The 12,400-nt window shown below is 58.0% G+C and carries 10 protein-coding genes; 8 read left to right on the plus strand and 2 right to left on the minus strand.

All coding sequences use genetic code 11. The features are described 5' to 3' along the window. Positions 1 to 15: 15 nt before the first annotated feature. The 7 genes from AC07O1_RS05280 to AC07O1_RS05310 all read left to right on the plus strand — a co-directional run bounded on the left by AC07O1_RS05280 (position 16) and on the right by AC07O1_RS05310 (position 8,373). Positions 16 to 1,374: a glutamine synthetase family protein gene (locus tag AC07O1_RS05280; RefSeq protein ID WP_495088117.1), complete on the plus strand. Its 1,359-nt coding sequence runs from the start codon at positions 16 to 18 to the stop codon at positions 1,372 to 1,374. A 55-nt stretch (positions 1,375 to 1,429) separates the two neighbouring features. After that, positions 1,430 to 2,794, plus strand: coding sequence for an aspartate aminotransferase family protein (locus AC07O1_RS05285; protein ID WP_495088118.1), 1,365 nt, complete (start codon positions 1,430 to 1,432; stop codon positions 2,792 to 2,794). 169 nt (positions 2,795 to 2,963) lie between these two features. Beyond that, positions 2,964 to 4,073 carry a polyamine ABC transporter substrate-binding protein gene (locus tag AC07O1_RS05290; protein ID WP_495088119.1) on the plus strand — a complete coding sequence of 370 codons (1,110 nt, stop codon included), beginning with the start codon at positions 2,964 to 2,966 and terminating at the stop codon, positions 4,071 to 4,073. A 187-nt stretch (positions 4,074 to 4,260) separates the two neighbouring features. Continuing rightward, positions 4,261 to 5,355 carry a polyamine ABC transporter substrate-binding protein gene (locus tag AC07O1_RS05295; RefSeq protein WP_495088120.1) on the plus strand — a complete coding sequence of 365 codons (1,095 nt, stop codon included), beginning with the start codon at positions 4,261 to 4,263 and terminating at the stop codon, positions 5,353 to 5,355. 71 nt (positions 5,356 to 5,426) lie between these two features. Beyond that, the gene (locus tag AC07O1_RS05300) at positions 5,427 to 6,569 is read left to right on the plus strand and encodes an ABC transporter ATP-binding protein (protein WP_494990781.1); all 1,143 of its coding nucleotides are present in this window, start codon (positions 5,427 to 5,429) and stop codon (positions 6,567 to 6,569) included. Next, positions 6,566 to 7,486: an ABC transporter permease subunit gene (locus AC07O1_RS05305; protein ID WP_494990780.1), complete on the plus strand. Its 921-nt coding sequence runs from the start codon at positions 6,566 to 6,568 to the stop codon at positions 7,484 to 7,486. Before AC07O1_RS05300 ends, AC07O1_RS05305 begins: the two co-directional genes overlap by 4 nt. Beyond that, positions 7,483 to 8,373, plus strand: coding sequence for an ABC transporter permease subunit (locus tag AC07O1_RS05310; protein WP_495088121.1), 891 nt, complete (start codon positions 7,483 to 7,485; stop codon positions 8,371 to 8,373). The genes AC07O1_RS05305 and AC07O1_RS05310 overlap by 4 nt, the downstream gene beginning before the upstream one ends. A 100-nt stretch (positions 8,374 to 8,473) precedes the next feature. Here AC07O1_RS05310 and AC07O1_RS05315 read toward each other — a convergent pair whose 3' ends face one another. Next, a complete protein-coding gene (locus AC07O1_RS05315) occupies positions 8,474 to 8,815 on the minus strand; it encodes a carboxymuconolactone decarboxylase family protein (RefSeq protein ID WP_495088122.1) in 342 nt (113 codons plus the stop codon). A 111-nt stretch (positions 8,816 to 8,926) separates the two neighbouring features. Here AC07O1_RS05315 and AC07O1_RS05320 point away from each other — a divergent pair, with 111 nt between their 5' ends. After that, positions 8,927 to 9,832 carry an AraC family transcriptional regulator gene (locus tag AC07O1_RS05320; protein ID WP_495088123.1) on the plus strand — a complete coding sequence of 302 codons (906 nt, stop codon included), beginning with the start codon at positions 8,927 to 8,929 and terminating at the stop codon, positions 9,830 to 9,832. A 29-nt stretch (positions 9,833 to 9,861) separates the two neighbouring features. Here AC07O1_RS05320 and AC07O1_RS05325 read toward each other — a convergent pair whose 3' ends face one another. Further along, positions 9,862 to 12,273: a penicillin acylase family protein gene (locus AC07O1_RS05325; protein WP_495088124.1), complete on the minus strand. Its 2,412-nt coding sequence runs from the start codon at positions 12,271 to 12,273 to the stop codon at positions 9,862 to 9,864. Positions 12,274 to 12,400 lie beyond the last annotated feature (127 nt).

The raw sequence follows: 12,400 nt of genomic DNA on the forward strand, positions 1-12,400 counted from the left end.
AGCCCAGAGGCATTTATGAGTAACAACCTCGACCAGCTCACCGATTGGTTGAAAGACCATAAGATCACAGAAGTCGAATGCATGATTGGCGACCTTACCGGGATTACTCGCGGCAAGATCTCGCCGACCAACAAGTTCATCGCCGAGAAAGGCATGCGCCTGCCCGAGAGTGTGCTGTTGCAAACAGTGACGGGCGACTATGTCGAAGACGACATCTATTACGAACTCCTCGATCCGGCAGACATCGACATGATCTGCCGTCCCGATCAGAACGCGGTATTTCTCGTGCCTTGGGCCATCGAGCCAACGGCCCAAGTGATTCACGACACCTACGACAAGCAAGGCAACCCGATCGAGTTGTCGCCGCGCAACGTGCTCAAGAAGGTGCTCAAGCTCTACTCCGATAGAGGCTGGCAGCCGATCGTGGCGCCAGAAATGGAGTTCTACCTGACCAAGCGCTGTGAAGACCCGGACTTCCCGTTGCAGCCGCCAATTGGCCGCTCCGGTCGCCCGGAAACCGGTCGCCAGTCCTTCTCTATAGAAGCAGCCAACGAATTCGACCCGTTGTTCGAAGACGTCTACGACTGGTGCGAACTGCAGGAACTGGATCTCGACACATTGATCCACGAAGACGGCACGGCGCAGATGGAAATCAACTTCCGTCACGGCGATGCGCTGTCCCTGGCCGACCAGATTCTGGTGTTCAAGCGGACCATGCGTGAAGCGGCGCTCAAGCACAACGTTGCCGCGACCTTCATGGCCAAGCCGATGACCGGTGAGCCGGGCAGTGCCATGCACTTGCACCAGAGCATCATCGACATCGAGACAGGTAAAAACGTCTTCTCTAATGAAGATGGTTCGATGAGCGAGCTGTTCTTGCACCACATCGGCGGCTTGCAGAAGTTCATCCCCGAGTTGTTGCCGCTGTTCGCGCCGAACGTCAACTCGTTCCGCCGCTTCCTGCCAGACACCTCGGCACCGGTGAACGTGGAGTGGGGCGAAGAGAACCGTACCGTCGGCTTGCGCGTGCCGGATGCCGGTCCGCAGAACCGCCGGGTGGAAAACCGCCTGCCAGGGGCTGATGCCAACCCGTACCTGGCGATCGCAGCGAGCCTGCTGTGCGGTTTCATCGGCATGGTCGAGGCCATCAATCCAAGTGCGCCAGTGGTCGGGCGTGGTTACGAGCGACGCAATTTGCGTCTGCCATTGACCATCGAAGATGCGCTCGAGCGCATGGAGCACAGCACCACCATCGAGAAGTACCTGGGCAAGAAATTCATTACTGGCTACGTCGCGGTCAAGCGGGCCGAGCATGAAAACTTCAAGCGCGTGATCAGTTCGTGGGAGCGGGAATTCCTGCTCTTCGCCGTCTGATGCGCCGGGTGCGGTCGAGAAAGACCGCACTCTAACCTGAACTTAGGAGACTCGTATGACCAGCAAGAACCCGCAAACCCGTGAATGGCAAATCCTGAGCAATGATCACCACCTGGCCCCCTTCAGCGACTTCAAACAGCTGAAAGAGAAGGGCCCGCGGATCATCACTAATGCCAAAGGCGTTTACCTCTGGGACAGCGAAGGCAACAAGATCCTCGACGGCATGGCCGGCCTCTGGTGCGTGGCCATCGGTTATGGCCGCGATGAACTGGCCGATGTCGCCAGCAAACAGATGCGCGAGCTTCCTTATTACAACCTGTTCTTCCAGACCGCTCACCCGCCGGTGCTGGAATTGGCCAAGGCCATCGCCGACATCGCGCCTGAAGGCATGAATCATGTGTTTTTCACCGGTTCCGGCTCCGAAGGCAACGACACCATGCTGCGTATGGTCCGCCACTACTGGGCGATCAAAGGTCAGCCGAACAAGAAAGTCATCATCAGCCGCATCAACGGCTACCACGGTTCGACCGTGGCTGGCGCGAGCCTGGGCGGCATGACGTATATGCACGAACAGGGCGACTTGCCGATCCCCGGGATTGTGCACATCCCGCAGCCGTACTGGTTTGGCGAAGGCGGCGACATGAGCCCCGAAGAGTTCGGTATCTGGGCGGCCGATCAGCTTGAGAAAAAGATTCTCGAGCTGGGCGTCGACAATGTCGGTGCTTTCATTGCCGAGCCGATCCAGGGCGCGGGAGGCGTGATTGTGCCGCCAGAAAGCTACTGGCCGCGCATCAAGGAAATCCTCGCCAAGTACGACATTCTGTTCGTCGCCGATGAAGTGATTTGTGGTTTCGGCCGTACCGGTGAGTGGTTCGGTACCGATTTCTACGACCTCAAGCCGGACATGATGACCATCGCCAAGGGCCTGACCTCCGGTTACATCCCTATGGGTGGCCTGATCGTGCGTGACGAAGTGGTCGAGGTGCTCAACGAAGGTGGCGATTTCAACCACGGTTTCACCTACTCCGGGCACCCGGTAGCGGCGGCGGTCGCACTGGAAAACATCCGCATCCTGCGCGACGAGAAAATTATTGAGCGCGTTCATGCCGAAACGGCACCTTATTTGCAAAAGCGTCTACGGGAACTGAACGATCACCCGCTGGTGGGAGAGGTTCGTGGTGTCGGTCTGTTGGGGGCCATTGAGTTGGTTCAGGACAAGGCCACCCGTGCGCGGTATGTCGGGAAGGGTGTTGGCATGATTTGCCGGCAATTCTGCTTCGACAACGGGCTGATCATGCGCGCCGTGGGCGACACCATGATCATTGCTCCGCCACTGGTGATCAGCCTTACCGAAATCGACGAGCTGGTTGCCAAGGCACGCAAGTGTCTGGACCTGACCTTGAGTGCATTGCAAGGCTAAGTGCTAGGCTCTGAGCGGGGTGCCAGGTTTGGTACTTCGCTCGGTGTAAACAAAGGATGGGTCTTTCCTTGAAAGCCCGTGTTGGATCTTGCCAGACTACCCACTGTTCCAGTTGCCTGGGAATCGGCCACTGAACATGTGATCAAAAAGAATAATTGGAGCATTACGCATGAAGGCATCAGGTTTAAATAAAGCCGGCAAGACCCTCCTCGCCTTGTCTCTGATGGGTGTGATAGCTGGCGCAGCCCAAGCCGATAACAAGGTGCTGCACGTGTACAACTGGTCCGATTACATCGCACCGGACACCATCGCGAACTTCGAGAAAGAGTCCGGAATCAAGGTGGTGTATGACGTTTTTGACAGCAACGAAACCCTGGAAGCCAAGTTGCTGGCAGGCAAGTCCGGTTATGACATTGTCGTACCGTCTAACAACTTCCTGGCCAAGCAGATCAAGGCCGGCGTTTACCAGGAGTTGGACAAGTCCAAACTGTCCAACTACAAGAATCTCAACCCGTCGCTGCTCAAAGCGGTTTCCGTCAGCGACCCGGATAACAAACACGCCTTCCCTTACATGTGGGGTTCGATCGGTATCGGTTACAACCCCGAGAAGGTCAAAGCCGCGCTGGGCGTCGACAAGATCGACTCCTGGGATGTCGTGCTCAAGCCGGAGAACATCGCCAAACTCAAGGGATGCGGCGTGAGCTTCCTCGATTCGCCGACCGAAATGCTGCCGGTTGCCCTGCATTACCTGGGGCTGCCGACCGACAGCCAGAAAAAGGACGATGTGAAGAAAGCTGAAGATCTGTTCCTGAAGATCCGTCCTTCGATCACCTATTTCCACTCCTCCAAGTACATCTCCGACCTGGCCAACGGCAACATTTGCGTAGCCGTCGGTTATTCGGGTGACGTCCAGCAGGCCAAATCCCGCGCCGCCGAAGCCGGTGACAAGGTGAAAATCAGCTATGCCATTCCGAAAGAAGGTGCCGGCAGCTTCTACGACATGGTTGCTATCCCTAAAGATGCGGAGAACGTCGAGGGTGCCTACAAGTTCATGAACTACCTGTTGCAGCCGAAAGTGATGGCTGAAATCACCAACAGCGTACGTTTCCCTAACGGTAATGCTGAAGCAACTCAGTACGTGAACAAGGAAATCACCTCGGATCCGGGCATCTACCCGCCAGCCGACGTGCAGGCCAAGCTTTATGCGATCGCCGATTTGCCAGCCGCTACCCAGCGTGAGCTGACCCGCAGCTGGACCAAGATCAAATCCGGTAAATAAGCCGGTTTGAGGCAACAGGCTGTTGCCGTCGTCAACGCAAAGACGGCAACAGCAATAATTAAATGACAGAAAGTTTTGCTGGAAAGGTTTATCGAGGGTAAGTTGCGCGCCGGTTTTGTTGCCAGGCAGCCATGGCTGTCACGTAACGCTGGGCAACTTGGGCCCAACTATTTTAGAGGACCTCCACTTGCCTATTTCTTTGTTTCGCAACGCCATGCTGATCGGCGCCGGCCTGACGCTCGCCGTCAGTGTTCAAGCTGCGCCTACCGTGCATGTTTATAACTGGTCGGACTACATCGGGCAGACCACCCTGGCAGATTTCGATAAAGCCACTGGCATCAAGCCGGTGTACGACGTGTTCGATTCCAATGAAACTCTGGAAGGCAAGTTGCTGGCCGGGCACACCGGTTATGACGTGGTCGTGCCATCCAACCACTTCCTGGGCAAGCAGATCAAGGCCGGGGCATTCCAGAAGCTCGACAAGTCGCAGTTGCCGAATTACGCCAACCTCGATCCGTTGCTGCTCAAGCGTCTGGAGAAAAACGATCCGGGTAACCAGTACGCCGTGCCTTACCTGTGGGGCACCAACGGTATTGGTTACAACGTAGAGAAAGTCAAAGCGGCACTGGGCGTCGACAAGATCGACTCGTGGGCCATGCTGTTCGAGCCGGAGAACATCAAGAAGCTGTCTGGCTGCGGTGTCGCCTTCCTCGACTCGGCGGATGAAATGCTCCCCGCCATGCTGAATTACATGGGCCTGTCGCCTAACAGCCAGAACCCCGAAGACTACAAAAAGGCTGAAGCCAAACTGTTGGCGGTGCGGCCTTACGTGACGTATTTCAACTCATCCAAGTACATCTCCGATCTGGCCAACGGCGAGATCTGTGTCGCGGCCGGTTTCTCCGGCGATGTATTCCAGTCCAGGGCGCGTGCCGCTGAGGCTGGCAAAGGTATCGACATTGCCTACGTGATCCCCAAAGAAGGCGGCAACCTGTGGTTCGACATGTTGGCGATTCCTCGGGATGCGGGCAACGTCAAAGAGGCTCATGCTTTCATCAACTATTTGCTCAAGCCTGAAGTGATCGCTCAGGTCAGTGATGCCGTTGGTTATGCCAACCCGAACCCTGAAGCGGGTGAGCTGATGAATCAGGCAGTACGTACAGACGAGGCGGTTTATCCATCGCAAGCCATCGTCGACAAGCTTTACGTCAACGCTGAGTTGCCACCCAGGATTCAACGTTTGATGACCCGCAGCTGGACCAAGGTCAAGTCGGGTAAGTAGTGACAAAGGCTCAGACTATCCAAGGTTTGCCTGTATTGGGTGAACTGCAAATTTTGTTGGGAGTTTCGTAAATGGCTGTTGCCTCCGGCGCCTATAAGAAAGCCCTCGAGGGCGACCAATTACCTAAACAGGTGTTGGTCAAAATCGACCGGGTCACGAAGAAGTTCGACGAGACGATTGCGGTGGACGATGTGTCCCTGGAAATCAAGAAAGGCGAAATTTTCGCTTTGCTCGGCGGCTCGGGATCGGGCAAATCCACCCTGCTGCGGATGCTTGCAGGTTTCGAGCGGCCAACGGAGGGGCGCATTTTTCTCGATGGTGTGGATATCACCGACATGCCGCCATACGAGCGGCCGATCAACATGATGTTTCAGTCCTATGCCTTGTTCCCGCACATGACAGTGGCGCAGAACATCGCCTTCGGTCTCAAGCAGGACAAGATTCCGACGGCTGAAGTCGACGCCCGCGTGGCCGAAATGCTCAAGCTGGTACAGATGAGCCAGTATGCCAAGCGCAAGCCGCATCAGCTGTCCGGTGGCCAGCGTCAGCGAGTGGCGTTGGCGCGCTCTCTGGCCAAGCGGCCGAAGCTGTTGCTGCTCGATGAACCGATGGGTGCGCTGGACAAGAAGCTGCGCTCGCAAATGCAACTGGAACTGGTCGAGATCATCGAGCGGGTCGGCGTGACCTGCATAATGGTGACCCACGACCAGGAAGAAGCCATGACCATGGCTGAACGCATTGCGATCATGCACCTGGGCTGGATCGCCCAGATCGGCAGCCCGATCGACATCTACGAAACCCCGACCAGCCGTCTGGTCTGCGAATTCATCGGTAACGTCAACATCTTCGAAGGTGAGGTGGTGGACGACGCCGAGGGCCATGCACTCATTACCTGCAAGGACCTGGATCGCAATATCTACGTGGGTCACGGCGTCAGCACCTCGGTTCAGGACAAGTCCATCACTTACGCGATTCGCCCGGAGAAACTGCTGGTCACCTCCGAGATGCCGACCTGCGAATACAACTGGTCGAGCGGCAAAGTGCATGACATCGCCTACCTGGGTGGTCACTCGGTGTTCTACGTCGAATTGCCAAACGGAAAACTGGTCCAGTCGTTCGTGGCCAACGCCGAACGCCGTGGCGCACGGCCAACCTGGGGTGACCAGGTCTACGTCTGGTGGGAAGACGACAGCGGCGTGGTACTGCGCTCATGAACATGAAAAGACTCAAGCGCCAGCTACAACGAATAACCCCCGGTGGCCGTCAATTGGTCATCGGGATACCGTTCCTCTGGCTGTTCATGTTCTTCATGTTGCCGTTCTTCATCGTCATGAAGATCAGCTTCGCAGAAGCCGACGTGGCCATTCCGCCGTACACCGAGATCTACAGCTACGTCGAACACAAGGTGCAACTGCTGCTCAACCTCGGTAACTACGCGCTGCTGGGCGACGACGAGTTATACATCGCCGCGTACCTCGGCTCGCTGAAGATGGCATTTTTCAGCACCATCCTCTGCCTGCTGATCGGTTATCCGATGGCCTATGCCATCGCCAGCGCCCGCAAGGAAATGCAGACCGTGCTGATCCTGCTGATCATGATGCCGACCTGGACGGCGATTCTGATCCGCGTTTACGCGTGGATGGGCATCCTCAGCAACAACGGCCTGCTCAATGGTTTCCTGATGTCGATGGGCTGGATCAACGAACCGCTGCAGATCCTCAACACTAACCTGGCGGTCTATATCGGCGTGGTTTATTCCTACCTGCCGTTCATGATCCTGCCGCTCTACGCCAACCTGGTGAAGCACGACAACAGTCTGCTGGAGGCCGCGTCGGACCTGGGCTCGAGCACCTTCAACAGTTTCTGGAAAATCACCGTGCCGCTGTCGAAAAACGGCATCATCGCCGGCTGCATGCTGGTGTTCATCCCGGTGGTGGGTGAATTCGTGATCCCGGAACTGCTCGGTGGGCCGGAAACCCTGATGATCGGTAAAGTGCTCTGGCAGGAGTTCTTCAACAACCGTGACTGGCCGGTAGCGTCCGCCCTGGCCGTGGTGATGCTGGCGATCCTGATTGTGCCGATCATCCTCTTCAACCGTAGTCAGGCTAAAGAAATGGAGGGCAAAGAATGAAGCGCTTCGGTTTTTCAAGCCTGATGCTGATATTGGGGCTGGTGTTCATCTACGCGCCGATGCTGATTCTGGTGATCTACTCGTTCAACGCCTCCAAGCTGGTGACCGTGTGGGGCGGATGGTCGGTGAAGTGGTATGTCGGCCTGCTGGACAACACCCAGCTGATGGGCTCGGTGGTGCGCTCGCTGGAAATCGCCTGCTACACGGCCATTGCGGCGGTGGTGCTGGGTACCCTGGCGGCCTTCGTGCTGACCCGCGTGACCCGCTTCAAGGGACGCACGCTGTTCGGTGGCCTGGTGACCGCGCCCCTGGTGATGCCCGAAGTGATCACCGGTCTGTCGCTGTTGCTGCTGTTCGTGGCCATGGCGCAGATGATCGGCTGGCCGCAAGAGCGTGGCCTTGTCACCATCTGGATCGCCCACACGACGTTCTGTGCGGCCTATGTCGCGGTGGTGGTCTCGGCACGCTTGCGTGAGCTGGACCTGTCCATCGAAGAAGCGGCCATGGACCTTGGTGCGCGGCCGTGGAAGGTGTTCTTCCTGATCACCATCCCGATGATCGCGCCATCGCTGGGGGCAGGTGGCATGATGTCCTTCGCCCTGTCGCTGGACGACCTGGTGCTGGCCAGCTTCGTGTCGGGTCCGGGTTCGACGACCTTGCCGATGGAAGTCTTCTCGGCAGTGCGTCTGGGCGTGAAACCCGAGATCAACGCCGTGGCCAGCCTGATCCTGCTGGTGGTGTCGCTGGCGACCTTCCTGGTCTGGTTCTTCAGCCGCCGCGCTGAAGAAATCCGCAAACGTGCCATTCAGCTAGCGATCGATGAAAGCGCTGCCGACTCGTGGAAACAACCGGACATTCGCCGCGCCCAGACGCCGGAAGCGGCTTAAGCCGGCAACAGAAAAACCTCGCCCCTGTACGGAGCGAGGTTTTTTTTCGCCTCAGTTTCTTCTGGCGTACGCGATCCCCTGTGGCGCGGTCATCTGATCATCACGTGCGCAGCGTGTCATACGCCTCAAGCGCTCGCAGGGAGTAGATGTATGCCGCGCCGGCATTCAGCGAAATAGCGGTGGCCAGAGTCGCGGCCACTTCTTCGCGGGTAGCGCCAGCCTTGATCGCAGCGTCGGTATGCACGCCGATGCAGCCGTCACAGCGGGTGGTTATGGCGACCGCAATGGAAATAAGCTCGCGTGTCCTGGCATCGAGCACATTGTTCTCGGCTGCCGCTTCGCCAAGCGCCATATAGGCTTTGACCATTTTCGGGTTGCTCTTGCCCAGTGAACCGAAAGCGTTTTTGATGGTGGGCAGCAGTTCGGACCAGTTATTGAACATAGCGTTAACTCCAGCGAGGGTTGGGGTGTACTGTTGCGACATCCACAGTCTTGACCATCCGGGCGCATTGGGTTTGTTCGATCCGCTCACTTATTTATCCGATGCTCGCAAATGAACTCGATCGATAAACTCATCGCGTTGGCCGGCCTTCGTGGCAGTCTGGATTTACGTTGTCAGTTCCAGGGTGACTGGGCGCTGGACCATCAGCTTCAAGCGCTCGGCGTTGCGCCGTATCACATCGTGCTGGCGGGCGAGTGCCGGGCCGAGTTGTCCGGCGGGCAGCGGGTGCGGCTGTCCGAGGGCGACATTCTGCTGCTGCCTGGCGGCGCGGCGCATCTGCTGCGCAGCCCTGGAGCGCCTGTCGGCGCGATGACACCGCGGGTGGTTGAGGGTGGCTTGCTGCCGGTGCATCGAATGGGTGGCGACACGCCGGACCTGGACATGCTCTGTGGGCGCTTTCACTACAACCGTGAGTCGATGCTGTTTTCGGCGCTACCCGATTACCTGGTGATCTCCAGCCGCGAAGGTCAGCTGGACGGGCAATTGGCGGCGTTGATCGGTTTGCTGCGTGGGGAAGCGGACGGAAACCGTATCGGCGCGCAGTTTTTTGTCGATGCCTTGTCGTCTGCGCTGTTCACGCTGATTCTGCGCGCCCACCTTGCGCAGCAGACGCCGCTCAGCGGCACGCTTGCGTTACTCGCCGACAAACGTCTGAGCCGCGCCTGGCAAGCGATGCTTGCCGATCCTGGTCGTGACTGGAACATCGATAGCCTGGCCAGCACGGCGTCCATGTCCCGGGCGACGTTCATGCGTGCGTTTGTCCGCGTGGCCGGCGTATCACCGTGGGTGCTGCTGACGCAGGCAAGGATGGAGCTGGCCTTTAATCTGCTGAGCCAGTCACGTTTGGGCCTGAGCGATATCGCCGCCCAGTCGGGTTACCAATCCCAGGCGGCATTCAGCAAGAAGTTCAAAGAGACCTATGGCGAAGCGCCTGGGCGGTTGCGTAAGGAGATTTAGATCTCGGCCGAATACCTGGATTTCCCCAACTACTGAGCCACCCGAGCCGGCAACAGCTTCAAGGTACTGCGAGTATTGGCCGTCACCTCCTCGTCGTTGAAATATGCCTGCTGGTATATCCCTTCGATATACGCCTCGGCCTGGTCGTCATAGTGCTTGTCGAACAGTACGCCGCTTTGCCCCACCGGGTTGATGGTCAGGCTGTGTGCCGGGTCGGCGAAGTCGATGATGCGTCGGGTCGAGGGTCCGTAGGTCACCGGCCACGGCGCAGGGCCGATCCTGGCCGAGAGGTTGTTCGGCACTTCGTGAGTACCGGGAGCTTCGAACGGGCCGACGTTGAAGATTCGATCCAACGGCTTTTGCATGCCTAGCGGATGTCCGTGAGTCAGGGTGTGGGCCGTGCCCCACTGCCATTGCGCCGGATCTTCGCCGAGGGTGGCTTTGAGATGGGCAATGCTGGCCTGCCATGCAGCTTTGACGATGTCGGCGCGGGTTTCCTTGCCGATGGTGTTGCGGTTGTCCCACCACGGCGAATCGGGCGACGCCGCCAGACGCGGCAACGCGGCATCGATTACCCGGGTGGAGAGCAATGTGTCAAAGAACCCATCGCCGAGTTCATCGTGGAACACGGCGTCGGTCAGGTTGAATAGAAACTGGTTGAACAGCGTGGCGCTGGTGGAGTTCAGCGGGTAGTCGCCTTTCCACTGCGCCAATTGCGCCACCAGTTTGAGTTCCGTGGAGTCTTTCACCACCTCACGCAGCACTGGCAACAGCGGAGCCAACAGGCGAGGGCCATAGCCGGTGGTGGTGCCCAGTTGCAGCTTCTGGCTGGTATCCAGGTCCCATTTGACGTTCGCATCGCTCAGCTGCTTGTTCAGCTGCTGGCCGCGATCCGCCAGGTTGTAATAGCCGGGGATTTCCATTCCGGTTGGCGAGAGTGGCTGGAAGTTGGCCGAAACAATGTAACCGCGCGCCGGGTTCTCCTCCTGAGGGTTGGCACTGAATGGATAGAAACCATCCTTATCTGCCTGATTGGTGCTGCCGTCGAGGATAAAAAGCGGTTTGACCCCGGCCGGGCGTTTGGGCAGTTGCGCTGCGGCCCACCAGCCGATATCGCCCTTGGCATTGGCCCACACCAGATTCAAGCCAGGAGCGTGCACCTTGGCTGCGGCGTTGCGGGCCTTGGCCAGGGTGTCCGCGCGGTTAAGCTGGTAGAAACCTTCGAGAATCGGGTTTTGGGTTTCGAGGAACCCCCACCACATGGCAATCGGCGCCTTGCCGGCGCCAGCGCCGAGCACATCATTGATGATCGGCCCGTGGGGCGACTGGCGCAGAACCAGCGTGACCGGCGCCTGGCCCTTCACTGCAATCTGCTGCTGCGTGCTGACCAGATCCACCCATTTGTCGCGGTACCAGACCTGATTAGGGTTATCCGGGTTGACCTTCTCGGCGATCAGATCGAGATCGTCGTTCTGGAACATGGTCAGGCTCCAGCCGAAGTCGAGGTTGTGGCCGAGGAAGGCGAAGGGCACCAGTGCCTGGTGATGACCGTACAACTCAAAACCCGGCATCGACAATTGTGCTTCGTACCACACCGAAGGCACGGAGAAGCGAATGTGCGGATCGCCGGCCAGCAGCGGTTTGCCGCTCTTGGTCCGGTTGCCGGAAACCACCCAGGCGTTGCTCCCTTCGAACTGCGGCAGGCCGTTGTCGGCCAGCGCCTCTTCGCTCAGTCGGGCGATCGCGTTAAGGTCTTTCCAGTCAATGGCGGCGAGGGCCGGCGAGGTACGCGCCGGGCCTTTGGCCAACACGCCTTTAGGCTGCCAGTCGAGATCGAAGATTTTCAGGTAATTGCTACCCAGTTCATCGCGTATATAGGTCAGCAGGGGCTCGGTGCGAAAGGCTGCAGCAAAGCTATAGGCCATGTAACCGGCGACACTGATGGTGTCTTCAGCGGTGAACGCGCGCTTGTGGATGCCCAGTACGTCGAACTCCATCGGTTGGGCGTGGGTGTTCTGATATTGGTTGATCCCGTCCAGATAGGCTTGCAGGGCTTTCCAGGTCGGTGATTGGCGGTCAAGGCTGGCCGCGTAAGTCTCGGAGCGCTCGCGAATGCGCAGGCTGCGGAACAGTTTGTCGGTATCGATCAGCTTGGGACCGAGCACTTCGGCGAGCTCGCCTCGAGCCAGGCGGCGCATTATTTCCATCTGGAACAACCGGTCTTGAGCGTGCACATAACCGAGGGCGCGATAGAGGTCGGCTTCGTTCCCGGCGCGAATATGCGGTACACCGCGTTCGTCATAACGCACCGTGACCGAGTCTTGCAGACCCTCCAGCTCCACCATTCCCTGGCGCGATGGTTGTTTGCTGTACACGTACCAGCCCCCACCGACGGCGAGTGCGACGATCAGCAAGGCAAGTACGGTCAGGCTTCGTTTCATAAAAAATCCGTTCCAGGTCGTTTGATTTATTGGGGAGCGAGTTTATGGGTTTGATCTTATTGAAAGTAGTACTTCGAGAATTCATAGCACAGTATTTTATAAATAGGAAATTTCCTTCAGGTTTCTA

Source organism: Pseudomonas sp. GW821-FHT07G10, assembly GCF_059418545.1.